Below are 25,764 nucleotides of genomic sequence, written 5' to 3'. Positions count from 1 at the left end.
CGGCGGACGTCAGAGGGCCTTTGCTTTGCCGGGCCGCCCGATAGAGCTGTAGGAGAACCCGGCACGGACCATGTCCTCCGGGTTATAGATGTTGCGCAGGTCGACCATGACCGGACGCTTCAATGACGCCTTGACCCGCTTCAGGTCAAGAGCGCGGAACTCGTTCCACTCCGTCAGGATGGCGACGCAGTCGGCGTCCTGCAACGTCCCATAGGCGTCCTTCGCCCATTCGACGCCCGGAAGGAGCCTGGCCGCCTCGTGCATGCCGGCCGGATCGAAGGCACGGACATGCGCGCCGGCCTTCTGCAACGCCGGGATGATGTCCAGCGACGGGCTGTCGCGCATGTCGTCGGTGTTCGGCTTGAAGGTCACGCCCAGCACCGCGACGGTCCTGCCCTCCACGCTGCCGCCGCAGGCGGCGACGATGCGCTCGGCCATCGCCTTCTTGCGCTTGTCGTTGATGTCCACCACCGTCTCGATGATGCGCAGCGGGCTTCCGACCTGCTGGGCGGTGCGCACCAGCGCCAGCGTGTCCTTGGGAAAGCAGGACCCGCCGTAGCCAGGGCCGGGGTGCAGGAACTTCTTGCCGATGCGCCCGTCCAGCCCGATGCCGCGGGCGACGTCGTGGACGTCGGCCCCCACCTTCTCGCACAGGTCGGCGATCTCGTTGATGAAGGTGATCTTGGCCGCCAGGAAGGTGTTGGCGGCGTACTTCGTCAGCTCCGCCGTCTCCAGCGAGGTCAGGACGATCGGCGTCTCGATCAGGTAGAGCGGGCGGTAGAGCCGCCGCATCACCTCCGCCGCCCGCTCGGAGCCGGCGCCGATCACCACCCGGTCCGGCCGCATGAAGTCGCCGATGGCCGAGCCTTCGCGCAGGAACTCGGGGTTGGAGGCGACGTCGAACTCGGCGGCCGGCCGCACCCGGCGGATGATCGACTCGACCTCGCGGCCGGTGCCCACCGGCACGGTCGACTTGGTCACCACCACCGTGTAGTGGTCGAGGTTGGCGGCGATCTCCTCGGCGGCGGCATAGACGTAGGAGAGGTCGGCATGGCCGTCGCCGCGCCGCGTCGGGGTGCCAACCGCGATGAACACGGCGTCGACGCCCTGCATCGCCTCCTTCAGGTCCAGCGTAAAGGACAGGCGGCCGGCGGCGACGTTGCGCGCCACCAGATCGTCCAGGCCCGGTTCGTAGATCGGGATCTCACCGCGCTTCAGGCGCTCGATCTTCTCCGCGTCCTTGTCGACGCAGCACACATGAACGCCGAACTCCGAGAAACAGGCGCCGGACACCAGCCCGACATAGCCCGTCCCAATCATCGCAATGCGCATGGAAAATCCGTCTCGCTGCCTGGAAAAAACGGGGAAGCCGTCTTAAGAAGGGCCACGGCATAGCATAAGATCGATTCCAGCGTCATCCCCGGCGACCGCACCGGCCTCGCCGGTCGCCGGGGGTGCCGTTTCGACTTGCCAAGCCCCCGCATTTCCCGGCATCTGCGGCACATATCCGGCGTCGCCAGTCCGCCCCGCCGGCAGGCCTCGAGACTTGAGAACCAGAGAGACCCCATGACCGGAATTCGTAGCTACAATCGGCGTGTCCTGGTGACCGGCGGAGCCGGGTTCCTCGGCTCGCACCTGTGCGAACGCCTGCTTGAGCGCGGCGACGAGGTGCTGTGCCTGGACAACTACTTCACCGGATCGCGCAGCAACATCGCCCATCTGATGGGCAACCCGCTGTTCGAGACGATCCGCCACGACGTGACCTTCCCGCTCTACGTCGAGGTCGACCAGATCTACAACCTGGCCTGCCCGGCCTCGCCGGTCCATTACCAGCACGACCCGGTACAGACCACCAAAACCTCCGTCCACGGCGCCATCAACATGCTGGGGCTGGCCAAGAGGCTGAACGCCCGCATCCTGCAGGCCTCGACCAGCGAGATCTACGGCGATCCGACGGTCCATCCCCAGCCGGAGGAATACTGGGGCAACGTCAACACCATCGGCCCGCGGTCCTGCTACGACGAGGGCAAGCGCTGCGCCGAGACCCTGTTCTTCGACTATCACCGCCAGCATCAGTTGCCGATCAAGGTCATCCGCATCTTCAACACCTACGGACCGCGCATGCACCCCAACGACGGGCGCGTGGTGTCCAACTTCATCATGCAGGCGCTGCGCAACGAGCCGATCACCGTCTATGGCGAAGGCCAGCAGACCCGCAGCTTCTGCTATGTCGACGACCTGATCGAGGGCATGCTGCGGTTCATGGACAGCGATCCGCAGCACACGGGACCGCTCAACCTCGGCAATCCGGGCGAGTTCACCATCCTGGAACTCGCCGAGCAGGTCATCGCATTGACCGGATCGCGTTCCACCATCGAGTTCCGCCCGCTGCCCCAGGACGACCCCAAGCAGCGCCGCCCCGACATCACCAAGGCCAAGACCATGTTGGACTGGGAACCCCGGGTCCCGCTGCGCGATGGCCTCGAACGCACCATCGACTATTTCCGTCGGCGCTTCTTCGGATAAGACCGGACAGAAGACGGAACGGATCAGCCGGCGCGGCCACCCCATGAGAGGGTGGCCGCGCTTTTTTTTCCGGCCTGCGACGGACCGGGAAGCGGGAAGGGCCGCGCAGGCGAAGCCCGAGCTTGGAGTCTTGTCGCGCCTCGACACCACCCGATCCGGTATCGCAAGCGAGGATACGACCTGCCGGTCGGCCCCGATCACCCCAATCCATCGAGTCGCGACGCGACTCACGATTCGGATGCGACTCGGGAATATAGATCTGGAGTTTTGTCGCGTCCGGCCATGCTTCCACAGAAGGAAACGCTTATCCCCTGGAATGTTGTCGCGGGATTCCTGGACTCTTGTCGCGCGACTCGCGAGTCTCTACTGGAGTCTTGTCGCGCAAACAAATAGGAGATTCTAGTAGCCTTACAAATAGTCTGCGCGACAAGATTCCAAATTGCGGCTGTGGACAGCCCGTGTTATGAGCGCAGACAGAAATGAACCTGGAACAAACGGCGAGAACAGCGCGCAATGGGCCAGTTGCATCGTCTGATCAGCCAAGTCGGCCGGGAGCAGGCAAAAGCACTGCAGACCAGTCCCGAACAGCGCTCGCTGGTCGATGTCGCTGCCGCGGTACTGGAAGAAGAACGGCAGGATCTGGGGATCACCTACTCTGGCTTCGCGCTGACCGCCCTTCCCCATCGCAGGCTTCCGGATGACCAGCCCTGGGAACGGCGCGGCCACCGGATTCGTCTGCTGATCGAGCCCGGTCGACTGCCGATCCGTGGCGGCGGCTTTAAGCTTTACGGTGTACCCTACGGCAGCCGCGCACGCATGATCCTGCTCTACCTGCAGACCCGGGCGCTCCAGACCGACAGCCGCGAGGTCGAGCTGGGACGCAGCATGCACGATTGGCTCGACCGGATGGGGCTCTCCGTGGGCGGCCAGACCTATCGCGACATCCGCGAACAGGCCTCTCGCATCGCGGCCTGCAACCTGACCTTCGCCTGGGAAGAGGCCCACGGGGTGGGGTTCGAAAAGGATTCGATCGTCAAGGGCGGCATCCACTTCTCCTCGGGCGAGGATGCCCATCAGGGGACGCTATGGGAAGACCGCGTCCTGCTGTCCGAAGCCTTCTTCCGCGAACTGAAAGCCCATCCCGTGCCGATCTGGGAGCCGGCCCTGCGCCACATCCAGAACAACAGTTCCAGCATCGACATCTACATCTGGCTCGCCTATCGACTGCACAGCCTGACACGGCCGACCCCCATCACATGGCCGGCCGTGTTCGAACAGTTCGGAGCCGGCTACAGCCGCCTGCGCGACTTTCGAAAGCGCTTCATCGAGGCGCTACAATTGGCGCTTGCCGTTTATCCCGAAGGACGGGTCGAGGTGGACGAACAGGGTCTGGTCCTCCACCCCTCTCCCCCGCCGATCCCTGAACGCAAGCTGTCCCAGCTCACGCGCTGAGCCAGCAACGGGATCAGCACAGCTTAGCCACGCACCAAGCGCCGTACGACCGCCCACCAGCCAGATCCAGCCTCCATCCAGCGTTTCCCGACCTGCGGCTTGCCGCCACGGACCGGAAAGTTTACGACCTTCTCGTAATCCAGCGGGTTGAAGAGGCGCTCCGGAGTAAAAGGGCCCGTGAAGTGATCCCCAACCAGGTCGTTGCGGACATAAAAGCCGTTGGCTCCATAAAGCGAGCAGCCGACAAGTGTGTATCCCTTCCTGCCCGCAAGCTTCGCCATTGAAGTCAGAGACGCACCAAAATCACTCCGTCCTGCACTCCAGCGATAGTCGGGGTTATATGGCATGACGTACTCAGCACATGGAGTATAGCAGTGATTATGCTCCAGACATACAACTCTAGGGTTTATAACGGATATTGCTTCAAAGACGTGATAGTCGTTTCCATCAATATCTATTGAAAGGAAATCAATCTCTCCCGATATTCCATTTTCTTCTATGATGGAATTTATATTCTGAACATCAACGTAAGCTTCTGAAAACATCAAAATTTTTTCTGATATCTTGTCACGAAAGTTCCACCTTATACTCTTCGCATAATCGGGGTTGCCCTCGATCCATAGGCCAGACCAGCCGGATTCCAGCAAATTCCGCGTATTATTCTCTGTTCCGACCTCAGAGCCAAATTCAACGAACACCTTATTTTTGCAGCCTATCCTGCGGAATATTTCTGAAATTATCCCATCTTCATCTGATTGGCTGAATATTTTTTCGCCGTACCACTCAAGTCTTCTGCGGTCTCCTGCAGTGCGCATCTTCCTGTATTTTCTCATATCCATTTGCTTTCTCCAGTATCTTCCATTTTTTCTTCGATTGAGAAAAACTTACCATGAGATAATGCAAGGATGCCATAGCCACATGAGCTAACTCTTTTGGGAGCGCGCCGACATATGACCCGCCAGGACAGAGGAAACGGGCCGCGACAAGACTCCAAACTCCGGACTACCTCGCGACAACATTCCAGGCAGAGACCATCCGCATGGTAGGGTGCACGGCCGATTTCCCAGCACCACCCCAGCTGAAGCCATCCGATGCGCCTGCTCTTCATCCACCAGAACTTCCCGGGCCAGTACAAGCATCTCGCCCGCTACAAGGCGATGGATCCGGCAAACGAGGTCGTCGGAATCGGTGATGCGGCCAACCTGAAGGGCCGCCCCGTTCCGCCAGGGGTGACGGTGCTGGGCTACCCGTCTCCCAAGGATGGCTCGCCGGAGACCCACCCCTATCTGCGCGGCGTCGAAGGTGCGGTCCGCCGCGGCCAAGCGCTGGTCCGGGCCGGGTTGGAGCTGAAACGTCGCGGCTTCGTCCCCGACGTGATCTGCGCTCATGCCGGCTGGGGGGAGTCTCTCTATCTGAAGGACGTGTTTCCCGACAGCAAGCTGCTGAACTTCTACGAGTTCTATTACCGGGCGGAGGGAGCCGACGTCGGCTTCGACCCGGAGTTTCCCAGCAGCTTCGACGACGCCCTGCGCGCCCGCACGCGCAACGCCACGCATCTGCTCAGCCTTGCCTCGACCGACTGGGGGATCACACCCACCCGCTGGCAGCACGCCCAGTTTCCGGAGCTGGTGCGGGGGCGCATCAGCGTGCTGTTCGACGGCATCGACACCGATGTGGTCACCCCCGATCCGGCCGCCGTCCTCATGCTGCCGGAGCGCGGCATCACTCTGTCGCGCAAGGACGAGGTGATCACCTATGTCGCCCGCAACCTGGAGCCCTACCGCGGCTTCCACGTCTTCATGCGCGCCCTGCCGGACCTGCTGGCCCGCCGGCCCCGTACCCATGTGGTGATCGTCGGCGGCGATGACGTCAGCTATGGCCGGCGCGCTCCCGACGGCCATAGCTGGCGCGAGGTGATGCTGCAGGAGGTCGGGGCGCGGCTGGATCCGGACCGCGTGCATTTCCTCGGCAAGGTGCCCTATGACCGCTTCCTGACGATCCTGCGGGTCTCCTCCGCGCATGTCTACCTGACCTACCCCTTCGTCCTCTCCTGGTCGATGCTGGAGGCAATGGCGGCCGGCTGTCTCGTCGTGGGGTCGGCGACTGCTCCTGTGATGGAGGCGATCAGCGACGGAGAGACCGGGCTGCTGGCCGACTTCTTCGACCGCTCCGCCCTGGTCCACGCGGTGGAACGGGCACTCGACGATCCCCAGGGTAGTGCCGCCATCCGCGAGCGGGCGCGCCGGCTGGTGGTCGAGCGCTACGACCTGGCCCGGCGCTGCCTGCCGGCCCATGATGCCCTTCTCACAGCGCTTGCCACCGGCGCCCCGCTCCCTCCGCCGGGCCTCGGCTGAAGGCTCGCCGGCTCTTTCCGGACCTCCGCAACGACATCGCCCCGCCGCTGCCATCCTGCGGCGGCGGGCTGTCGCGCGTCCGCCTGCCTGCCATGCCCGGGACACGAGATAATACTAAAGCCGGATTAAACTTCTTTGAGTGGAGTCCTCTGAAAGGGGGCGCATTCGCCGCATCCATCTGCGGCTTGCGTGCCGGATCAGCTATGCACGATAATAAAGTCTATGAGGCATAGGGGCTGCCGAGCCCCGCAAGACCGGAGTGTGAGATGGCCGCCGACGTGATCGTGGTGGAGACCGGCCTGTTCGGCAGCCTGGAGGTGCCCGGCGACCGGGCCGAGGCGGTCCGCGACATCGCCGCCCGGGCCGCCGCCTTCGCGAACCGGGCCCGTGCCTTCAACACCATCGCCACCTATCGCTCGGCCTGGTCGGCCTACACCATCTGGTGCCGCGAGCTGGGCTTTCTGCCGCTGGCCGGCGACCCGCAAGTCGTCGCCCTCTATCTCGCCAAGGCGGCGGAGCGGCTGAGCGTCGCCACGCTGGAGGTCCATCTCGGGGCGATCGTCGCAGCCCACCGCGCGGTCGGGGTGCCGATCGACCGGCAGCACTATCTCATCCGCTCCGTGCTGGAGGGCATCGCCCGCAGCAAGGGGCGCCGGCCGACGCGCGTCGCCGCGCCGATCCTGCCGGACATCCTCATCCGCATGGTGGACAGCCTGCCCGGCACGCCCAAGGGCGTCCGCGACCGCGCCGTGATCCTGCTCGGCTTCGGCGGCGCCCTGCGGCGCAGCGAGATCGTCGCGCTCGACCGCGACGACCTGGAGTTCCACGATCGCGGCGTGACGGTGACGATCCGCCGCTCCAAGACAGACCAGCAGGGCGGCGGGCAGACCGTCGCGGTCTACGGCTCGCCCGTGCCGGCGATCGATGTCGTCGCCGCAATGCGCGCTTGGCTGGAGCTGCGGGGGGAGGGGCCGGGGCCGCTCTTCTTCCAGGCCGACGGCGGCGGCACGCTGCGGCCGGACCGCGGCCGGCTGGCCGGGCAGGCGGTGGCGCGCATCGTCAAGGCCGCCGCCGCCCGGGCCGGCTACGATCCCGCCAGGTTCGCCGGCCACAGCCTGCGTGCCGGTCTCGCCACCGCAGCGGCCAACCAGGATGCCCAACTCCACGACATCATGCGCCAGACCCGCCACAAGAACGCGGACGTCGCCCGTCGCTATATCCGCGATGCCGAGCTGTGGCGGCGCAACGTCAGCGAGCTCGTCTTCTCTGCCGGCCGGGACGGGCCGCCGGACGGCGGGTGACCGGCCCTTCCGGCGGCGGGCGGACCACCCATACCCGGAGGGACGGTTGACGGCGGGCGGAAAGGGGCAGACATAATCGCCGCAATGCCGGGGGAACTCCAGCGCCCCCAAGCGAACCCAGGGTCGGGAGAACATGCAGCCTTCGCTTTCCAGCCTGCGGACCGCAGGGCAGATCCTGCTGGCGCTCGCCCTCGTCGGCGGGGCGGCGGTCTGGCTGCTGCGGGGCGGTCCAGACATCGCCAGCCTGCAGGACATCCTGCGCCATCACAGTGCCGCTCCCCTGCTGTTCCTGCTGTTCCACATCGTGGCCAGCCTGCTGTTCCTGCCGCGTTCGGCCATGGCGATGGTCGCGGGGCTGATCTTCGGCGTCTGGTGGGGCGGGATGCTGGCTGCCGCCGGCAGCGTCCTGGGCGCGGTGACCGGCTTCCTGATCGCCCGCTACATCAACAACGGCCTGTTGTCGCCGGGTGACATGGCGCGCTTCGGCCGCCTTGTCCAGCGGATCGAGCAGGGAGGCTGGCGGGCCGTGGCGACGTTGCGGCTGGTGCCGGTCCTGCCGCACACGGCGGTGAACTATGCGCTGGGGCTGACGCGCGTCCGCCTCGCCCCCTATGCCGTCGGCTCGCTGATCGGGCAACTGCCGATGACCGTGGCCTTCGTCCAGTTCGGCGCGGCGAGCGACCATCTGATGGACGGCAAACCCGACTGGATGCTGCCGACCGCCCTGGGGATCGCCACCCTGATCCTGTCGAGCGCCCTGCCGAAGCTGCTGCCGCGGCTGCGCGACGCCGGCGACGACGGAGCGGCCTGACCGACACCCGACTGCCGGCTTCCGGGATGGGGTGTCAGCCGGGCAGCAGACGGGCGAGCTCCGCCGCCATGCGGCGGAAGACATCCTCCCAGTCCCCCTGCAACCCCTGGCGGAACAGCCGCATGGTCGGATACCACGGGCTTCGTTCCCCCGTCAGTTGCCACCGCCAGTCCGGCACCGCCTTCAGAGCAACCCAGACCGGCCGCCCCAGGGCGCCGGCGAGGTGGGCGACCGAGGTATCGGAGGAGACGATCAGGTCGAGCCCGGCCATCGCCGCCGCAGTGTCGAGAAACGCGTCGGGGCCTTCGTCGAAGCCGGGGCCGGGGGAGGCGACCTCCATGCCCGGCGGCAACCGGCCGAGCTGGTCGAGCCCGTGGGTCTTCTGCAGGCTGACCAGCCGGACGCCGGGCAGGCGGGCAAGCGGCGCCAGGCTGGCCAGCGGATAGGAGCGGCCGCGGTCGACCGTCCCCTGCGGGTTGCCCTGCCAGACCACCCCCACCCGGATACCGCCGGGCGGCCGCGGCGGCAGCCTGTCCCGCCAGAGGGCGGCCCGCTCCGGCTCGGCGGCGAGATAGGGGATGGGGGCCGGGATGGTGCCGGGACCGGTGCCGAAGGCGAGCGGCAGGCTCAGCATCGGGCAGTGGGCATCGAAAGGGGGCAGCGGGTCTCCGGCCGCCACCAGAGCGATGCCGGGGATGGTCGAGAACAGGCGCAGCAGGGGGCGCGGCAGTTCCACCACCACCCGCCAGCCGTGGAGCAGGATCGCTCCGACATAGCGGATGAACTGGATGGAGTCACCGAACCCCTGCTCTGCATGGATGAGCAGGGTGCGCCCCTGTCCGAACTCGCCACGCCATTGCGGCTGGGTGAAGCGGGGGCCGGCCTTCTGGAAGGACGGCCGGCGCCACCGCCACTCATACTCCTCCCACCCCCGCTCCAACTCGCCCTTCAGCAGCAGGGCCAGCGACAGGTTCCAGTGGGCTTCCGGGAGGTCGGGCTGGCTGTGCAGGGACCGGCCGTAGACCCGGATTGCCTGCTCCAGGGCGCCCTTCTCCTGAAGGATTTTGGCGAGGTTGCACAGCACCTTCGGAAGATCCGGGCGCAGGGTGAGCGCCACACGGTAAGCCGCCAGGGCGTGCGGCAACTTTTCCTGATTGCCCAGCACGGTGCCCAGCAACGACCAGGCCTCGGCATAATCGGGCCGTAGCGCCGCGGCCCGCCGCGCGGCGGCTGCGGCCTCGTCATAGGATCTCCGGTCTTCCTGTGCGCGGGCGAGGTTGTAGAGGAGCTCCGCAGAGCCGGGCCGCAGGGCAAGCGCCTTACGGAAGACGGCCGCCGCCTCGGCCGCACGATCCTCGGCCTGCAGGTCCAGGCCCAGGTTTGACAGGGCCTCGACATGGTCGGGGCGGATCGTCAGGGCACGGCGCAGGACCGCCGCCGCCTCGCCCAGGCGGTGCATCTCCTTCAGCAGGATACCCAGATTGCCGAGCGCTTCGGGGAAATCCGGCCGCAGCGAGATGGCCTGCCGGTAGGCGGCCATCGCCTCTTGCCTCTGCTCCAGCCAGTGGAGTGCGAGACCGAGATGGTAGCAGTCCTCCGCCGCCCCGCGCAGGGCCCGGGTCCTGCGGAACAACGCCGCCGCTTCGGGGTAGCGTCCGGCCTCCAGGCAGTGGATCCCCTGCCCGATCAGCAGGTCGGCCTCTTGCGGAGCGGTCGGCGTGTCGGTCATCCGGAGGGTGAGGTTGGAGAGGCGTGGAGTCGCCGGACCATAGCAAGGCTTCCGGTTCCCGTCTTCCGTCCGCATCTTCCATCCGCGTCCTCCTGCCGCGTCGTCCCGTCCGGGGTCGCACGGCGTCTTTGTGCGCGTTGTGCAGGATCCCCCGGCCGCACAACGGTGCCGTCTCCATTCTTTCACTTCTGCTTCAACGGCTTGGCGGCGATCGTTCGCGGACGTCCGTTGTGCGGGGAGTGCACGGTGAGAGAGAAAAGGGGCCGCAGGATGAAAGCCGGCACCGGACCGGGAAAATGGGATGGCGGTACACGTCCGGACGATGACGGGGAGAGCTTAACGGGCAGGCACGGCGTCGGCAAGGGCGGCGGAAAACATACGCTCCGCCCCTCCGGACCTGACGGGAGCCGATGCGGCGAAAGACAGGCTGCCGCCGGCACCCTGCCCTCCGCCGGCCGTTCCGGTGTTTCCTGCCAAGCGATCGGCATTGACACGGGAGCCGTGTGGCGGTCCGTTCGTCCGGCTGGTCCCGCAGATGCGCCGTTGCATGAGGTCCCCGGAACCGGGTGCGCGCGGGAGGAGATGAAATTGCAGCATCCGTATCCTGTCGTTGCGGCACGGCGGGCCCGGTCATGCCGATGCCTCGATCGGACGGCAGCAGTGACGATCATCAGACCGACGAGGCGTTCCGCCCCTCGCCGGCGGGGGAGCCATGCGGCGTCCCGTGACCTGCCCCGCTCTCCTCAGGATGGTGGCCGCGCCCGGTGAGATTGCGGTCCTTCGATCGGACATGGGATAACGGAACCGTTCGATCCGGACAGCGCCCGCCCTTCGGTCTCCCGGCTCCTGTCCGGAGCGTCAGAACGGAAAGGTTACGGCACTTGCACGTTCACGACACATCCCTCCCGCCCGTCTCCCCCGACGACCTGATCGCGAAGATCGAGTCCGGGGAGGCTGTGGTCGGCGTGATCGGCCTCGGCTATGTCGGTCTGCCGCTGCTCCTGGCCTTCGGGCAGGCCGGGTTCCGCAGCATCGGCTACGACATCGACCGGACCAAGAGCGAACAGCTCAACGCCGGCCGCTGCTACATCGCCCATATCGATGCCTCCCCCCTGCCCGGCCTGGTCGCCTCGGGGCGCCTGCAGGCGACCTGCGAGATGGTGGATCTGGCGGATGCCGATGCGGTGATCATCTGCGTGCCGACGCCGCTGACCAGGCAGCGCGAGCCGGATCTCGGCTATGTGGAACGGACGGCGGAGGCACTGCGCCCCCATCTGCGGCCGGGACAGATCGTCATCCTGGAATCCACCACCTGGCCTGGCACCACGCAGGAGGTGCTGCAGCCGATCCTGGAGCGCAGCGGGCTCGTCGCCGGACGGGACTTCTTCCTGGCCTATTCGCCCGAACGGGAGGATCCCGGCAACCGCAGCTTTTCCACCCGGACCATCCCGAAGGTGGTCGGCGGCGTCGGCGCCGACGCCGGGCGGATCGCCTGCGCGCTCTACGCCAAGGTGGTGTCGCAGGTGGTGCCGGTCGGTTCCGCCCAGGTGGCGGAGGCCGTCAAGCTGACCGAGAACATCTTCCGATCGGTCAACATCGCGCTCGTCAACGAGCTGAAGCTGGTCTTCACCCGCATGGGAATCGATATCTGGGAGGTCATCGAGGCGGCCAAGAGCAAGCCCTTCGGCTTCATGCCCTTCTATCCGGGGCCGGGGCTGGGCGGCCACTGCATCCCGATCGACCCCTTCTACCTGACCTGGAAGGCGCGGGAATACGACATCAACACCCGCTTCATCGAACTGGCGGGCGAGGTCAACTCCGCCATGCCGGACCATGTCGCGCAGACCCTGCAGAACGCGCTGAACGACCGCTTCGCCCGGAGCCTGAAGGGCAGCCGCATCCTGCTGCTGGGGCTCGCCTACAAGAAGAACGTGGACGACATCCGGGAAAGCCCGGCCTTCGCGCTGCTGCACCTGCTGGAGGGGCGGGGGGCGGTGGTCGATTACCACGACCCCCATGTCCCGCAGATCCCGCCGACGCGGGAGCATTCCTGCTTCGCCGGCCGACGAAGCGTGCCGCTGACGGCGGACGGTCTGGCCGGCTATGACGCCGCCCTGATCTGCACCGACCATGATGCGGTGGATTACCGGCTGCTGGCCGACGGCGTTCCGCTGATCGTCGACACCCGCAATGCCATGCGGGGAATAACGGGCCGGGCGGCGATCGTCCCCGCCTGATCGCCGGCCCCGGATCCTGGAGCCCCCGGAATCGGGTGCGCGCATTGAGTGCATCACCAGTAGTAAGCAACCTTTGCGGTCACCCGGTTCCGGGGGGAGACGGTCACTCGGCCAGCAGGCTGTCGATCTCGGCGCGCAGGCTGCGCAGGCGGTCCTTGTGCTCCGTGGCCATGGCGTCGGAGACCGCCCGCATGGCGGCGATCTCGCGGCCGATGCGCTTCAGCCCGTTGCCGAGGATGGTGTAGGGGTCGGCAGCGCGCTGCTTGGGGCGTTCGGCGCGCAGTGCCGAGGAGGGCAGGCCCTGCTTGGCCAGCTCCCACAGGCGGCGCTGTTCAGCCTCGCCCTCGGCATAGGCGATCTCCGACAGCACGCTGCGGCTGACGGCGTCGGGACTTGCCTGATATTCGGCGAGGATGGAGGCGGGCAGGGCGAGGATCTTCAGCCGGCGCGACACCTCGGTATCGGACAGCCGCAGCACCGCCGCCACCTCCTGGTGGGTGTAGCCGTGCCTGTCGATCAGCCGCTGCAGGCCGCGGGCGAGGTCCACGGCGTCGAGGTCGACGCGCTGGATGTTCTCGATCAGCGCCACCTCGTCCGGCTCCCCCTTGCGGGAGATCAGGGCGAAGATGGTGCGGCGGCCGAGCATCTGGTGGGCGCGCAGGCGCCGCTCGCCCGCCATCAGCAGGAAACCGCGGCCCTGCTGGCGCACGACGACCGGCTGCTGCAGCCCCACCCGCTCGATGGATTCGGCGAGCGAGCGGATCTCCTCCTCGCGGAACACCGTGCGCGGCTGGTCGGGGTTGGGCTCGATGCGGTCGAGGTCGATCTCGACCAGCCGTGGCATGTCGGGGGAGACGGCGACGGGGTGGCCGTCGTCGATCAGCTCCGCCCCGCCCGCCCGGACGGCAGCGCCGGCGTCACTCTCGGCGAGCGAGCCCAGGAAGGTGGCGGTCTTGCGCTGCAGCTTAGCCATGGGCGGCCTCCGCGGGGTTGGCGGGCGTCGCGGATTGGGGGGCGGTGCCGTCGCGCTCCCGGATCAGGGCCGAGGCGACCTCCAGATAGGCATCCAGCCCCGGGGCGTCCGGCACCACGGCCAGCGTCACCTCGGCGGCGCCGGCCGCCTGGGGATAGACGGTGGAGCGGGGGACCGGGGAGAAGACGCGCATGGCGCCGCCGAAACCCTTGCGGATGTCCTCCAGCGAGGCGCGGTCCTGGGTCAGGCGGGCGTTGAACATGGTCGGCAGGATACCCAGCACGCGCAGGGCCGGGTTGGTGCGGCTCTGGATGCGGGTGATGGTCTGCTGGATCAGTTCCACCCCGTAGATGGCGTGCGGCTCGGTCTGGCAGGGGATCAGCACGAGATCCACCGAATTCAGCACGTTCAGCGTCACCAGACCCAGGTTGGGGGCGCAGTCGGCGATGATGTAGTCGTAGTCGCCGCGCACCTGGTCCAGCCTGTCCACCAGGATGGTGCTGGGGCCGTTGGGATCGATGCTCTGCAGGGCGCCGTCGGCATTGGCGAGCGACACCGCCGACGGCACGAGGTCGAGGCCGGGGATTCCGGTCGGCATGATGATGTCGGCGAGCGGCTTGTCGTGCACCAGCACGTCGGTCAGCGTCTGGCCGCCGCGGGCACGGGCGACGATGGTGGCGCGGTCGACCCCGACATGGACGGTGGCGTTCGACTGCGGGTCGGCATCGACCAGCAGCACCCGGTTGCCGGCGCGGGCCAGCAGATAGGCGACGTTGATCGAGCTGACCGTCTTGCCGGTGCCGCCCTTCTGCAGGGCGACCGCCATGGCGACCGCCCGGCGGCCGGCCGGCTCCTTCGGCCGCTCCAGTTCGGAGACCTGCAGCAGGATCGCGACGTCGCGGGTCACCCGCTCCGCCCCCGTCTCCCAGCGGGAGATCTTCTGCTTGTCGTATTTGCGTCCGGTGCGCTCGTTGACCCAGGCGGCCATCTCGGCCTGCGTCAGCCCGCGCTTTTCCCGCAGGGCGCGCAGCTCCTCTCCCGTCACGGTCCCCTCCGATGCGATGCAGCCGGGGGCACCATATTGGTAGAGCCTACAGGCGTCAAATGGCCTCTACCGGCCGGGGTGGATCCGACTGCGGCGGCAAGAGGGTCAGCCGAGGAAGCCGGCGCCCTGCAGCGTATCGTGCAGGTGGTCGGGTGGCAGGCGCCAGCTGCGGTCGTGCGGCCAGACCAGCTCCCATGGCCCCTGGATGGATCCGAGCACACAGCCGTAGCGCAGGCCGCGCAGGTTGCCCAGCCGGCGGAACAGCCAGTTCATGTAGCAGTCCATCTGCAACTCGCAGACGGCGGTGCCCGGACGGCAGAAGACCAGATTGGTCAGGCCGGCGCCGTGCGGGCCGACGACGTGGGTTGCTTCGGCGAAGCAGCGGATCTGCTCATCCAGTGTCAGGGTGTCGAGGTCGAGGATCTCGTAGCCCTCCGCCGCCAGCAGGGCCGCGATCTCCGGTTCGGTCTCCAGCCGGCGCTTGGACGAGCGGGCCCGGCTGACGTAGAGCCGGCGATGGGGCGGCATGGCATCCATGGGGCGCATCAGCCGGTCGAACACATCCAGCATCTCGGGCCGCGGGTAGTAGCCGAAGCCGCCGAAGTTGGGGATCAGGATCAGTTCGTCGACCAGGACGGTTTCGGCGGGTCCGATGGCGTGCAGCGTCAGGGGATGCTCCGCGGCCAGCCGTTCCAGCGTGTCGCGCTGGAAGCCGTGTTCCAGCGGCGGCACCAGCAGCAGGTCGTCAGCATGCGCCTTCGGCAGGATGGACAGCCGCGATACCGCGTCGATGTGCCAGTGGTAGTAATTGTAGGCGCCGGCGGCCAGCAGATGGACGGCGCGGCCGGCGACACGGCGGACCGCGGCGCTGCAGAGGGTGGTGAAGCCGGTCTGCCGATCGACCTCCATCCCATGTTCCTGGGGCCAGACATGCTGCAGCGTTTCGGCGACCAGCCGGTTGGCGACCATCACCACTCCGGCGGTGGAATGGACGTAGGCTCCGCGCAGCCGGTAGAGCCGGACAGGGGCGGGGCTGTAGCATGCCTGCCGCCAAGCCCCCGCGAAGGGATGCTCGTGGATGCGGGGGGTCTCGAAGTTCGTGTGGCCGAAGGCCAGGGGCAGGATTGCGACATCGGCGCCGGGCAGCAGGGGTTCCGATTCCACCAAGGGGCGGCCGGCGTCGTCGGTCAGCCCCAGAGCCTCCAGCTTGGGCAGGGTGATCTGCGCGGGATCGGTCATGGCGGCAGCCTGTTCTCTTTCCTCCCCGGCAACCTGCCGGAGAGGCCGTCAGTTGCGGCGCAGCTCGGGGGCCGCGGCCTGGGCGGGAGGCGTCAGGCGGATGGGGGCGGAGACGGGCTGCTGGATCGCCGGCTGGGCAGGCAACTGGGCAGCGGGCTGGCCGGTGGGTTGGGAACCCGGGCGGGCCGGCGGCTTCACCGCGGAGAGGGCGGCGGCGGTCGGGGCGCCGGGGGCGCTGCCCGGCTTCGGCAGAACGGTCAGGATGCCGGTCCCGGCGGCGACCACGACGCCGGCGACGATGGCCAGACGCAGTGCGCTGCTGGTCACCCAGGCGACGAGCTGGCTGAGGATGAAGCTGGCGACCAGCCCGCCGAGGAACATCAGCCGGCCGTCGTAGGAGGCCATCTGGTCCGACAGGGTGTAGAGCCACCCGGTGGCGAGCCCGACAAGGTCCAACTGCTGTTCGTCCATCGAGCCCTCGCGCCGGTGCCGGTGATCACGGTGCCAGTGACAAAACCGTGCAAAATTAAGAGATTTTTTAGCGATCAAGTCCGCGGCCGGGCAAGCGGCATCGGGGGGCGGCCGATGCATCTCCCGTCCCTGTTGCAGGAAAGCCGCAGGATGTCCGCAAGACATCCGCCGCGGCAGGCGGAATGCGCGGAAACGTTGTCAAAGCGTGTATTTTGTGGAGGCTGACGGCGGGAGGGCGTTATCGACGAGTTCCGCCGCGCGGTGCAATAGTTCCTTACCGTCGCTTCTCCCAGGCTGTTCCTGTGCCAGACCTGCTTCAATCCGTCGACCTTCTGATCGCATCGCGCCGATATGCGCAGGCGCTTGACCTGCTCATGCACGCAATTCCGGAAGGACCTGCTCGCCACGCCATGCAACGACGCTGCCTTGCCCGCATGGGGCGGTTCGCCGAGGCCGCTGCCGTGGGTGAGGAGGCGCTTGCGGCCGGAGCTGACGACGTGGAGGATTTCTTCCGGCAGGCTCAAATCCTGCTGCGTGCGGGGGAGCCCGTGCGTGGGGCGGAGCGGGCGCTCGGGGCCTTGTCGCGTGCGCCGGACCCACGCTATCTGGCGCCGCTTGTGGAAGCCATCCTCCTGTGCCCGGAGCTGGAGGAGCGTGCGCATGCCGTGGTGGAGGCTGTCGCGCCCCCGCGTCCCCTTGCGCAGCCTGTCCCGGCTGGAGGGGCCATCCATGTCCCGATGCGGCTACCCTATTACGCACCGCTGGCGGGAGACCATCCTTTCGTCATGGGCTTGGTGCGGCTCTGTCCTGACCTGGACTTCCGGATTGCCGACCCCCGGCCGGCACCGCTCTGCCGGTTCCGGGATACCCTGGCATTGGCCAAGCGACGCTTCTCAGAGCTGAGGCAGGTCCACCCGGCGGTTACCGCCGAGTCCGCCGCCGCCTATGTTGCCTCACGCTTCGAGGCCGCACTTTACGATGCGCCGGGCTGCCGCATCGACCTGCTGTCGATGGCCGTCACCGGCCTCGGAGAACGCCCCTTCGTCCTGGTCTTCGATTATCTGCCGGTGCTCTTCCAGCCGTTCTTTCCCTACGAAGATACCCGCGTCGGTCCCGATCACCCCTTCTACTGGATCGTGCGGCACACGCTGGAGGCCCCGGAATGCCGTGCCATCATCGTGACGTATCGGAGTTCCACGGAGATGCTGGCCGGGTTCTTCGACAGCCCCGCCATCCGGGACAAGTGCGTCTTCGTGAATCCCTGCTTTTCGCTGGATGAGACCACCGCCTCGCCATCGAACCCAAGCATCCGTCCCAAGGAGCCGGGCGACGATCTCGTGCTGCTGTTCACCGCCAGCCGGAATACCGCCGACGAAACCTTCTATGCGCGCGGTGGCGTCGACGTGCTGGCCGCTTTCGCGGTCCTGGCCGAGGAGGAGCCACGGCTGCGGCTGTTGCTGCGGACCCCTCTGCCGCGCACGCTGGGACCCCGCCTGCGGGCACTGGTGCACGAACACCCGCGGATCGAGCATTATCCGGAGCCGCTGCCGTGGGACCGGTACCGGGGGCTGTTCGAGCGCGCCGACCTGTTCCTTCTGCCCGGTGTCACGGCCTACCGCAACGGACTGGTACAGGCCATGGGCTGGGGCGTGGTCCCCGTCCTGTCCGACGGGGCGCACATGGCCGAGCTGGTGGAGGACGGGGAGACCGGGGTGATCGTTCCCGGTCGTGCCCGCCGCTCGGGCCTGGAGCCCGGCGGGAAGTGCTTCGTGCAGGACTGGACAGCCCTTCTCCAGGCGACCGACGGACCGGCAGATCCGGCATTCTTCGAGGCATTCGTGGATGCGTTGCGCACGCTGATCCGATCACCGGAAAGGCTGGCCAGCCTGCAGCGGACCAATCTGGCCGCCGACCATGCCTACCGGATGTCCAGCGCCGACCTGGAGCGCTTTGCGCAGGTTCTCCGGCATGCTCTGCGCTGATGCGGGGCGGCCGGGGCCGCTACTAAATGCCGAACCAGGCCCGTTCCTCCGCATCGGTGCGGACAAGATGGCCGGCATCCGGCCGCGGGATGACTGACTCCCCGTCGAAGACGATGCGGCGGATGCGGTCGAGGGCCGGATCCTTGCCGCGGGCGAGATCCTCCGGTGCCGTGAAGGCCAGCTTCCCGGAGTATGGGGTCGGCATCTCCACCAGCGGCATGTGGAGCAGCCAGCGGTAGACCAGCGCGTAGGCGAAGCGCAAGGCCGACCGCTGAACGGCTGCCGATCGGGTCTGCGGCTTCAGCTTCAGCATGCGCTCGTAAACCTCCCGGCAGTCCGACGGGGCGGCGGCCTGATGCATGAAGGGAAGGCCCTGCCACATCCCACCGTCGGCAAGCACCACATTGATTCCCCGGCATGCCATCTCCAGTCCCATGGTGGAGCTGAAGACCATTCCCACGGTCGCCGCGTCGCACAGGTCGTAGGAGCTGACCGCGTCCCCCGGCATGATCATCCGGACGTTGGCGGGCAGGCGCTGCCGGAGCTCGGTGAAATAGGCCAGCTCGTCCCGGTTGGCCGGGATAGGGGCGCTGAACTCCTTGTTTGGAATGGACGCCGGGTCGAGGTTGGGGTGGGTCCGGATGACGAGCTGGATCTCCGGGTGTGCGGCGGCAAAGCGCATGGTGTGCTCGATCCAGGCGACTTGCATCCCCGCTACGTCCCCGAAATCGGCGATGCCCACCAGCTCGTCCGCCGAAGCGGGATACATGGCCCAGACCGGGCGGAGCGGATCGAGGTCGAGCGTCCGGTAAATCGTCGCGGCGCCGGTCGGGGCAGGAGAGAACTGACGCCAGTTGAGAAGCCGGCCATGGGCTCTGTTCTCCATGTAGCCGGTGGCCGCCTCGATCTCGGCGCGTGTCAGCGGCACCTCTCCCCAAGCCTGCCAGAGCGCCGGATAGAGGGTGCGCGAGTTGCAGTGGTCGTTCTCGACAAGACTGACTGTCTGACGGTGATGAAGGCCCCGTTCGTGGACCAGGGTCCGGATGCCGCGCTCGCGGGCCAGCTCCCGCGCTACGCGCAAGGTCGAGCGATGGCCGTTCAGGACGAGGAGCAGATCCGGGCGCGAGGCGTCGAGCAGGCGCCCGAACCCTTTCACCGTCATCACGCCCGCCAGGAGGAAGTCGCGGAAGATCCGGCGCACATAGTCGTTATCCAGGTCCAGCCGGTTGATCCGGAAATGCTGATGGGTCGACGACCTGACCCACTCGCCGATGGGATAGCCCTGGTAGGTGGCCTCCATCAGCCCATCCCCGGGCAGGGATTCCAGCCAAGCCCGCGCCTCCGCCTCGTCTTCCGGCCTCTGGTACCGGCCGAACCACTGGAAGCGCACGGGCTGGCCCCCGGCGAAGCCGGCCTGCTGCTTTTGGCAGCGGTTGCATTTCGAGGGCGTCCGCGGGTCGCCCGGCCAATCGAGGTCGCAGGCCGGCAGGGCTCCATCGCACAGAACGTAATCGATATCGGCGCCGTCGAACTGCAGGGCCTGCAGGATGGTGGTTTCCCAGGCAGCATGAATCTGCCATGCGACGTACGGGGAGTAGCAGAGGATCTTCATCGGGAAAGCCTGCAAATCTGCTTAAGCGGTGACGGGACCGGCCGGGCAATCCTGGGCGATTTCCTCCAGCCAGGAAACGTAGTCGCGGACGGCCCGCCGGAGATCGAAGCGCGGTCGGCCGAGCGCGGCTGCGTTCGTTCCCAGCCGACGGCGCAACCCGTCGTCGGTCAGCAGGCGCCGCAACGCTTCGACCATATCCTCGACCGCGGCCGGCCCGACCAGGACGCCCGTCGCCCGTTCCGGCCCATGGGCGGGGCCACCTTTCGGGAAGCCGAAGGCGCTGTCGATCTGTTCGGTGATTCCGCCGACGGCCGTGGCGGCAACCGGGGTACCGCAGCACATGGCTTCCAGGATCACGCTGGGAAACGTCTCCATGCGGGCCATGTGCAGATAGATGTCGGCGGCCCGGTAATAGGCGGCCACCCGCTCCTTGCCCCGCTGGAACGGGACGAACCGCACGGTTGCCGAGCCGATACGCTCCGGCTCGCCACGGTCGCCGAGGTTCACGAGGACCAGCGGTCGGCCGAGCTCCAGCGCCCCCAGCCGCTCCATCACGGCGCGTGTGCTTGGATAATCCTTCCAGGGATTGGCCTTGATGCCGTTGGCGGTGAACAACAGGATCAGTGCGTCCTGCGGCAGGTCCAGGGCTTGGCGGGCGCCGGCCCGGTCACCGGGACAGAAGACATCCGTGTCGATCCCGTTGGGGATGACCCGGCCGGCCATCATCCCCTGGCGCAGGATGCCGGCCTCGACCCGGTCCATCAGCCAGCGGGATGGGGTGGAGACGTACAAGCGGCTCCCGGCGTAGAGGTCGCGCTTGCGCCGCCAGTTGGCGGCGGAGCCGTCCGCCAGCAGCCTCGGGTAAATGGACAGGTCCGGACAGTCGCCGCACCCCGTCCGCCACCGCTCGCATGCGAAGGGGTGCGCGCAATGGCCGGTCAGCAGCCAGTTGTCATGCAGGGTCAGCAGGGTCGGCACGCGCCGGCTCAGCCGAGGCAGGAACCGCAGGTCGAAGTAGCCGCCGTGCAGGTTGTGGCAATGAACGAGGTCCGGCGGTTGCGGCGGCAGGTCGAGGAGGTCCCAGCTTCCGGGATAGGAGAAATCCTCAAGCCCGTCCGCGGCGGCGGCGGCGATCGCCTCCGGCGTTTCGGGTTCCGGTGCATCGGGGTTGCGCGGGCGATGATTCCGGGCGCGGCTTATCGTCAGTACGCGCGGATCGCTGGAGCGCTTCGTTCCCACCGCGATCCAGGACTCATGTCCATGCGCGGCATAGCCTTCGGCCAGGTCGCAGGCGACCGCCTCCGCCCCGCCGCCATGGTCGAGCGTGCTGACCGTCAGGATGCGCATGTCTTCAGTCCTTCGGCTCCGCGGGATCCGGCATGCCATGCCGGATCCCGAAGACCCGCCGTTCGAACGACCGTTCGAAGGCCAGCGACGCAACGACGGCCGACGGGTGGCGCAGCGGGAAATGCAGGCTTCCCGACGGCCACTCGGCAACCGGATGCGGATCGCGGGTGTGGGTGGCGTCGGGGCGCCCGCAGCCGATGTTGGTGATGAGATTCACGGCCGGGATGACATGCAGCATCGACTGCCGCAGGGTGGCGTATGTCAGCGCATAGTCCCAGGTATCGATCCGGCCGGCGGCATATTCGTCGAAGGCCCGCTCCCAGAACCGTACCACCTTGCGATCGGTGAAGAGGTCGGACAACAGCCCCCGGCCGCGGTCCTCGTCATAGGTCGACATGGCGAAGTCGTAGAAGCGCCATGTCCGGCGCCACGTCGCCCATCCCCAGATCGGCCCGTAGCGGCAGAACAGATAGTCCCCGTCCGGCTCCGCCTCGCCATTGGCGAAGTTGCTGCCGCACACGATGCCGATCCGTGTGTCGTGGCGGTAGCGGTCCAGCATCGCTTCGCAGAAGGGGAAGAAGTCCGGGGCCGGCAGGCAGTCGTCCTCCAGGACGATCGCCTCTTCGACGAGACGGAACACCCAGTCGAGGCCCGTCGAAACCCGCAGCCCGCAGCCGAGGTTGCGGGGCGCGAAGTTGACCCGCAGATCGCAGGGCCAGTCGACGGCGGTGACGATCCGGCGGACCTCCGCGCACAGCGCGGCATCATCCGGGCGATCGGCGCGCGGACCGTCGGCCACGATCAGAAGGACTTCCGGCCGGACGGCGGCGATCCGCTCGAACACCTTACGCGTGACGTCCGGGCGGTTGAAGACGAACAGGGCGACGGGTGTGCGCATGACCGGATGGGGAAGGAATACGGACCAAGAGCCGTATGCCAAAGACCGTAACACACCCCTATCTTACAGAGAAACGGCTTTCGGCTGCCGCGGGCGCACGGTCGGTTTCCGGTGGAGGGGGAGTGCTGGTAGCATGACGCCCGCCATTCGCCATCAGGCCCGCCGCACCATGACCATCCCGTCCGCTTTCCAGCCCACCGCTCCCGGCGCCGAGCCCTGCCTTCACGCCTCCGCCGGTACGGAGGCCCGCTGTCCGCTGACCGGTTCGCCGGATGTCCGCCATCTGCGGACGCTGCGGGTCCGGGACATCGCGGCCCTGTACCGGACCCTGTTCGGTATCGATGTCGGTGCCGAGTTCGGCGGCGTCGAAGAGGTTGCGATGTACCGCTCCGTGCCGACGGACCTGATCTTCTTTCATCCTTCCGTGACCGGGTCCGGGTCCTTCTACGAACAGCTCGCCCGGATCCCTTGGTACTATCAGAAGGACAAGTTCGAGTTCCGGCATGCGGCGCGGTGGATCGGTGAGGCGGACAAGGTGCTGGAGGTGGGGTGCGGCCACGGCCACTTCGCCGACGCCCTGCCTTCGCCTCATTACACGGGGCTGGAGTTCTCACCCGCCGCCGTGGCGGCGTGCCGGGAGCGCGGGCTGACCGTCCTGGCGGAGTCGGCACGGGACCATGCGGCGGCCCATCCCGGCGGCTATGATGCCGTGTGTTCCTTCCAGGTCATGGAGCATGTGGCGGACGTCGCCGGCTTCCTGTCGGCCTGCGTCCGGCTGACGAAGCCGGGTGGGCTGCTGATCCTGTCCGTTCCCAGTGCAGATTCCTTCAACGCCCATGCCGTCAATCCGGTGCTCAACATGCCGCCGCACCATGTCACCTGGTGGACGCATGCCTGCCTGACCGGGTTGCCCCGGCTCTATCCAATCGAGCTTCTCGATCTTCACCAGCAGACGCTGAGCGACGGCGGGCATCGCCGCTGGTACCTCCAGAACCTCATCCTGCGGGCGCTTTACAAGTATCTGGGCCACGGCGACCCCGGCCTCGTCAACCTGTCTCCGCAGATGGCGGCGCTACGCCCCATCGCGGAACAGATGAGCGCGGTCCTCGAACTGGGATTCGAGGATCCGGTGATGGAGCCGCCGGGGGATTCGGTGATCGTCGTCTACCGCCGGCGGCCCTGACGGAATTCAGCATATCCGCATCAAAGCGCGGCGGCCCGTTGTGAGACGGTGCGGGCGGCATGTTCCTGACCCGAGGAGCGCAGGAACTCCTCCAGTGCGCGCAGCGCCGGTGCGAAGGCCGGCATCCGGGCGAGGGCGAGGCGGAGCAGGGCGGCCGCCCGCGCGCGGTTGCCTCCGGCAAGATGCGCCAGGACCTGTTCGGTCAGCAGATACTCGGCGAACACCGTCGGCTCGCCGGCCCGGAAGCCGTCGGCCAGGGCCTGCGCCGCATCGTCGGGGCGGCCGGCGGCGATCAGGGCGCGGCCCTGCGCCAGACGGGCTTCGGCCCGGGCGGCACCGTCCATGGTCGTGTCCACGGCTTGCTGGAGCAGGAAGAGCGCAGCCTCGACGTCACCTGTCGCCTGGGCGCAGAGCGCGCGGGCCAGCAGGGCGTGACTCTGCCGGGGGTGCAGCCGCAGGGCGCGCGTCGCCCAGGCGGCGGCCTCGGTCGTCCGTCCTTGTGCGGCAAGCGCCTGGGCGAGACGGCCTGCGGAGACCGTGGAAGCGGGATCGACGGCAGTCGCGATGGCGGCAAGCCGTCCGGCCTCCGGGAACTCATTGCGCACCATGCCGAAGAACATGGATTTGGCGATCAGTGGGGTAAGTTTGCGGACCATCCCCTCGTCCAGGACGGCGGGCGGCTGCCCGCCGGCATCTCCCGATCCATGGCGGGCGATGGCGGCGAAGAAGACCGCCTCGGTCGCGTTGTCCGGATCGAACCGGGCAGCCAGATCGAAGAGGGCGATGGCGGGCTTCAGAAGCATCTGACGGAACAAGGCGAAGCCGAGGCGCGTGCTCTCGTGGGCAATGTCCGGATCGTGCCCGGCGCCTTCCGGAATGCGGCGTATGCCGTCCATCATGCCGCCGACATTGAGCCGCCAGCCGTCCAGCAGGACCAGGTAGGAGCGCGCCGGCGCGTGCTCCGGTGCCCGCTCCAGCGCTGCCAGGAAGGCCTGCTCGGCCTCGGCCATGTGGTCCTGTTCGAAGAAGCGCTTGCCGAGCCGGAAGTAACCTTCGGCTTCGAAACCCGGCCTTGCGACCTGTCCGGCGGTCAGCGCCGCCTGCGCCTCGGCGGCGCGGCCCAGCGTCTGGAGGGTGCGGACCAGTTCGAGATGGGCTTCTGCCATGTCCGGGCGGGCGTCGATGGCACGCCGGAAACAGGCGATTGCAACGTCGGGAGCGCCGGCGTTCCGGTTCGCCAGCCCCATTTCGAACTGGTAGTTCGCCAGGGCATCGTCGCGGATCCGGCGCCGCCAAGCCTCGTAGAACGCCGATGGATCGGTCTGGCCCATGTCAACTCCCGACGAAGATCGCGCGGATCATAGGCGCAACCGGCGCCTGCTTCAACGTGGGCCCCCCGCTTCGCCGACCGGGTCAGGACACCACATGCGTCAGCCGCCATTCGCCGTCGGCCTGCGTCCAGACCTTCGACACCCGGCGGTAGGAGTCCATCACCTGCCAGAAGAAGCCGTCGTCGATGCCGAGATAGTCGAGGAACCAGTCATAATGTTCGGCCGGGAATTCCCCGTCATAGCGCCGGACGAGCGCGATACCCTCGTCCCGGGTCAGGTGGTGGCGGCGGATGTCGGTCTGCACGTCCCGTGAACAGCGGCCCATGCCGAACTTCATGTAGCTGAGGTACCAGTGGAAGCCGTCGGCTTTGTCGTCGAGACTCGCGTATTTGGTGTAGGTGCCTTCCGAACGTCCCTTGGGATTGGCGCGGAACCCACAGTGCCGGGCCGCGTAGTACCAGTTCTCCTGCGGGATCCACTTCCTGTAGTAGGAGAACCAGTGCATCTCGATCCCCTGGGCGGCGATGACGTCGGGATGCGGCGCCTTGTACCAGCGGACCGTCTCCTGCATCTCCTCCTCGCGGCTGAGCAGGCCCCGGTCGCGGCCGGCGCGGATCAGGTCGTCGACCGAACTGCCCTTGTAGTATTCATGGGTCCATTCCTCCGGCCCTTCCTTGGGCTTGTGCTTGTATTTGGTCGAGCCGCCGTACTCCAGCTCCCCGTTCTCGCCGTACATGATCAGCTTGATGCCGAAGCGCGCGGCCATGTGGAACGCCCAGGCCTTCTGTCCGTAGGCAAAGGGCTCCCAGGCATCCCCCTTCAGCTCGAAGGCGAGGCGGGCCAGCTTGCGGTGGAGCTGGCCGTTCGGCTGGCCCAGGATGATGTCGAACCCGGCGTTGTTCCAGGCGCGGAAATTCTGCCAGCCGATGTCCGTCCATTCGAACGGCGTCCAGGTCACGCACAACGGGTGCATGCCGTATTTGTGCTTCAGTTGGTGGGCGACGAAGGCGGTGTCCTTGCCGCCGCTGCCGGGCACGACGACGTCGAAGCTGCCGTCCCGACTGCGGTGCTGGTCGCACAGGCGCTCCAGCTCCTGCTCGCGCGATTCCCAATCGATGACGTTGTCCTTCTCGTAGGACCACTGGCAGGCGGAGCACACGCCATGCTCGTTGAACAGGGTGCGCGGCCGCTGGTTGGAGACCACGCAGTTCCGGCAGAAGGCGACGTCGTCGGGGAGGTCGTTGAACTGGCGGTCCAGGATCGTCTGCATGGT

At 67.3% G+C, this 25,764-nt stretch carries 20 protein-coding genes; 8 read left to right on the top strand and 12 right to left on the bottom strand.

Going from position 1 to position 25,764, the window contains the following annotated elements; translation table 11 throughout:
- Window positions 1–9: 9 nt before the first annotated feature.
- On the bottom strand, window positions 10–1,332 hold the full coding sequence (locus tag DEW08_RS30160) for a UDP-glucose dehydrogenase family protein (protein WP_109334428.1): 1,323 nt from the start codon (window positions 1,330–1,332) through the stop codon (window positions 10–12).
- 234 nt (window positions 1,333–1,566) lie between these two features.
- On the opposite strand from DEW08_RS30160, the gene DEW08_RS30155 reads away from it, so the two are divergent.
- Together DEW08_RS30155 and DEW08_RS30150 are read left to right on the top strand one after the other, a co-directional pair.
- A complete protein-coding gene (locus tag DEW08_RS30155) occupies window positions 1,567–2,526 on the top strand; it encodes a UDP-glucuronic acid decarboxylase family protein (RefSeq protein ID WP_109334426.1) in 960 nt (319 codons plus the stop codon).
- Window positions 2,527–3,039: 513 nt separating this feature from the next.
- On the top strand, window positions 3,040–3,978 hold the full coding sequence (locus DEW08_RS30150; RefSeq protein ID WP_109334424.1) for a replication protein RepA: 939 nt from the start codon (window positions 3,040–3,042) through the stop codon (window positions 3,976–3,978).
- Window positions 3,979–4,001: 23 nt separating this feature from the next.
- On the opposite strand, the gene DEW08_RS30145 is transcribed toward DEW08_RS30150, so the two are convergent.
- Window positions 4,002–4,817, bottom strand: a complete 816-nt coding sequence (locus DEW08_RS30145) for an FkbM family methyltransferase (RefSeq protein ID WP_109334422.1) — start codon at window positions 4,815–4,817, stop codon at window positions 4,002–4,004.
- A gap of 252 nt (window positions 4,818–5,069) precedes the next feature.
- Here DEW08_RS30145 and DEW08_RS30140 point away from each other — a divergent pair, with 252 nt between their 5' ends.
- From DEW08_RS30140 to DEW08_RS30130, 3 genes are all read left to right on the top strand, one after another.
- Entirely contained in the window at window positions 5,070–6,332 is a 1,263-nt protein-coding gene (locus DEW08_RS30140; protein ID WP_109334420.1) for a glycosyltransferase family 4 protein, read from the top strand.
- Between the two features lie 266 nt (window positions 6,333–6,598).
- A complete protein-coding gene (locus tag DEW08_RS30135) occupies window positions 6,599–7,633 on the top strand; it encodes a site-specific integrase (RefSeq protein ID WP_109334417.1) in 1,035 nt (344 codons plus the stop codon).
- 133 nt (window positions 7,634–7,766) lie between these two features.
- Window positions 7,767–8,444 carry a TVP38/TMEM64 family protein gene (locus DEW08_RS30130; protein ID WP_109334415.1) on the top strand — a complete coding sequence of 226 codons (678 nt, stop codon included), beginning with the start codon at window positions 7,767–7,769 and terminating at the stop codon, window positions 8,442–8,444.
- A 34-nt stretch (window positions 8,445–8,478) separates the two neighbouring features.
- Here the strand turns inward: DEW08_RS30130 and DEW08_RS30125 are convergent, their stop codons facing one another.
- Window positions 8,479–10,173, bottom strand: a complete 1,695-nt coding sequence (locus tag DEW08_RS30125) for a tetratricopeptide repeat protein (protein ID WP_168220576.1) — start codon at window positions 10,171–10,173, stop codon at window positions 8,479–8,481.
- Between the two features lie 881 nt (window positions 10,174–11,054).
- Here DEW08_RS30125 and DEW08_RS30120 point away from each other — a divergent pair.
- The gene (locus DEW08_RS30120; RefSeq protein WP_109334411.1) at window positions 11,055–12,410 is read left to right on the top strand and encodes a nucleotide sugar dehydrogenase; all 1,356 of its coding nucleotides are present in this window, start codon (window positions 11,055–11,057) and stop codon (window positions 12,408–12,410) included.
- Between the two features lie 103 nt (window positions 12,411–12,513).
- Here the strand turns inward: DEW08_RS30120 and DEW08_RS30115 are convergent, their stop codons facing one another.
- From DEW08_RS30115 to DEW08_RS30100, 4 genes are all read right to left on the bottom strand, one after another.
- Window positions 12,514–13,383 carry a ParB/RepB/Spo0J family partition protein gene (locus tag DEW08_RS30115; protein ID WP_109334409.1) on the bottom strand — a complete coding sequence of 290 codons (870 nt, stop codon included), beginning with the start codon at window positions 13,381–13,383 and terminating at the stop codon, window positions 12,514–12,516.
- A complete protein-coding gene (locus DEW08_RS30110; RefSeq protein WP_109334406.1) occupies window positions 13,376–14,428 on the bottom strand; it encodes an AAA family ATPase in 1,053 nt (350 codons plus the stop codon). The genes DEW08_RS30115 and DEW08_RS30110 overlap by 8 nt, the downstream gene beginning before the upstream one ends.
- 105 nt (window positions 14,429–14,533) lie before the next feature.
- A complete protein-coding gene (locus tag DEW08_RS30105) occupies window positions 14,534–15,667 on the bottom strand; it encodes a glycosyltransferase family 61 protein (RefSeq protein WP_109334404.1) in 1,134 nt (377 codons plus the stop codon).
- Between the two features lie 48 nt (window positions 15,668–15,715).
- On the bottom strand, window positions 15,716–16,138 hold the full coding sequence (locus DEW08_RS30100) for a hypothetical protein (protein ID WP_109334402.1): 423 nt from the start codon (window positions 16,136–16,138) through the stop codon (window positions 15,716–15,718).
- A 302-nt stretch (window positions 16,139–16,440) separates the two neighbouring features.
- On the opposite strand from DEW08_RS30100, the gene DEW08_RS30095 reads away from it, so the two are divergent.
- A complete protein-coding gene (locus DEW08_RS30095; protein ID WP_146214797.1) occupies window positions 16,441–18,120 on the top strand; it encodes a glycosyltransferase in 1,680 nt (559 codons plus the stop codon).
- A 22-nt stretch (window positions 18,121–18,142) separates the two neighbouring features.
- Here DEW08_RS30095 and DEW08_RS30090 read toward each other — a convergent pair whose 3' ends face one another.
- From DEW08_RS30090 to DEW08_RS30080, 3 genes are read right to left on the bottom strand one after another with little or no spacing between them, the layout of a single operon-like run.
- Window positions 18,143–19,732, bottom strand: a complete 1,590-nt coding sequence (locus tag DEW08_RS30090; protein ID WP_109334398.1) for a hypothetical protein — start codon at window positions 19,730–19,732, stop codon at window positions 18,143–18,145.
- 21 nt (window positions 19,733–19,753) lie between these two features.
- Entirely contained in the window at window positions 19,754–21,079 is a 1,326-nt protein-coding gene (locus DEW08_RS30085; RefSeq protein WP_168220575.1) for a glycosyltransferase, read from the bottom strand.
- 4 nt (window positions 21,080–21,083) lie between these two features.
- On the bottom strand, window positions 21,084–21,977 hold the full coding sequence (locus DEW08_RS30080; RefSeq protein WP_109334394.1) for a hemolytic protein HlpA-like protein: 894 nt from the start codon (window positions 21,975–21,977) through the stop codon (window positions 21,084–21,086).
- 133 nt (window positions 21,978–22,110) lie between these two features.
- Here DEW08_RS30080 and DEW08_RS30075 point away from each other — a divergent pair, with 133 nt between their 5' ends.
- Window positions 22,111–23,160 (top strand): class I SAM-dependent methyltransferase, encoded by a 1,050-nt coding sequence (locus DEW08_RS30075; protein WP_168220574.1) that lies wholly within the window; start codon window positions 22,111–22,113, stop codon window positions 23,158–23,160.
- 20 nt (window positions 23,161–23,180) lie between these two features.
- Here the strand turns inward: DEW08_RS30075 and DEW08_RS30070 are convergent, their stop codons facing one another.
- A complete protein-coding gene (locus DEW08_RS30070; RefSeq protein WP_109334390.1) occupies window positions 23,181–24,491 on the bottom strand; it encodes a tetratricopeptide repeat protein in 1,311 nt (436 codons plus the stop codon).
- Between the two features lie 82 nt (window positions 24,492–24,573).
- Entirely contained in the window at window positions 24,574–25,761 is a 1,188-nt protein-coding gene (locus DEW08_RS30065) for an N-acetyl sugar amidotransferase (RefSeq protein ID WP_109334388.1), read from the bottom strand.
- Between the last annotated feature and the right edge of the window lie 3 nt (window positions 25,762–25,764).

The organism is Azospirillum thermophilum, from assembly GCF_003130795.1.
Classification (GTDB): Bacteria; Pseudomonadota; Alphaproteobacteria; order Azospirillales; family Azospirillaceae; genus Azospirillum; species Azospirillum thermophilum.
This window is presented reverse-complemented; position numbering and strand designations above follow the sequence as displayed.

Bases quoted from the DNA above. Each gene is read 5' to 3' on its own strand.
- DEW08_RS30160 (WP_109334428.1), bottom strand. From the start codon at position 1,332: ATGCGCATTGCGATGATTGGGACGGGCTATGTCGGGCTGGTGTCCGGC.
- DEW08_RS30155 (WP_109334426.1), top strand. From the start codon at position 1,567: ATGACCGGAATTCGTAGCTACAATCGGCGTGTCCTGGTGACCGGCGGA.
- DEW08_RS30150 (WP_109334424.1), top strand. From the start codon at position 3,040: ATGGGCCAGTTGCATCGTCTGATCAGCCAAGTCGGCCGGGAGCAGGCA.
- DEW08_RS30145 (WP_109334422.1), bottom strand. From the start codon at position 4,817: ATGGATATGAGAAAATACAGGAAGATGCGCACTGCAGGAGACCGCAGA.
- DEW08_RS30140 (WP_109334420.1), top strand. From the start codon at position 5,070: ATGCGCCTGCTCTTCATCCACCAGAACTTCCCGGGCCAGTACAAGCAT.
- DEW08_RS30135 (WP_109334417.1), top strand. From the start codon at position 6,599: ATGGCCGCCGACGTGATCGTGGTGGAGACCGGCCTGTTCGGCAGCCTG.
- DEW08_RS30130 (WP_109334415.1), top strand. From the start codon at position 7,767: ATGCAGCCTTCGCTTTCCAGCCTGCGGACCGCAGGGCAGATCCTGCTG.
- DEW08_RS30125 (WP_168220576.1), bottom strand. From the start codon at position 10,173: ATGACCGACACGCCGACCGCTCCGCAAGAGGCCGACCTGCTGATCGGG.
- DEW08_RS30115 (WP_109334409.1), bottom strand. From the start codon at position 13,383: ATGGCTAAGCTGCAGCGCAAGACCGCCACCTTCCTGGGCTCGCTCGCC.
- DEW08_RS30105 (WP_109334404.1), bottom strand. From the start codon at position 15,667: ATGACCGATCCCGCGCAGATCACCCTGCCCAAGCTGGAGGCTCTGGGG.
- DEW08_RS30100 (WP_109334402.1), bottom strand. From the start codon at position 16,138: ATGGACGAACAGCAGTTGGACCTTGTCGGGCTCGCCACCGGGTGGCTC.
- DEW08_RS30090 (WP_109334398.1), bottom strand. From the start codon at position 19,732: ATGAAGATCCTCTGCTACTCCCCGTACGTCGCATGGCAGATTCATGCT.
- DEW08_RS30085 (WP_168220575.1), bottom strand. From the start codon at position 21,079: ATGCGCATCCTGACGGTCAGCACGCTCGACCATGGCGGCGGGGCGGAG.
- DEW08_RS30080 (WP_109334394.1), bottom strand. From the start codon at position 21,977: ATGCGCACACCCGTCGCCCTGTTCGTCTTCAACCGCCCGGACGTCACG.
- DEW08_RS30075 (WP_168220574.1), top strand. From the start codon at position 22,111: ATGACGCCCGCCATTCGCCATCAGGCCCGCCGCACCATGACCATCCCG.
- DEW08_RS30070 (WP_109334390.1), bottom strand. From the start codon at position 24,491: ATGGGCCAGACCGATCCATCGGCGTTCTACGAGGCTTGGCGGCGCCGG.
- DEW08_RS30065 (WP_109334388.1), bottom strand. From the start codon at position 25,761: ATGCAGACGATCCTGGACCGCCAGTTCAACGACCTCCCCGACGACGTC.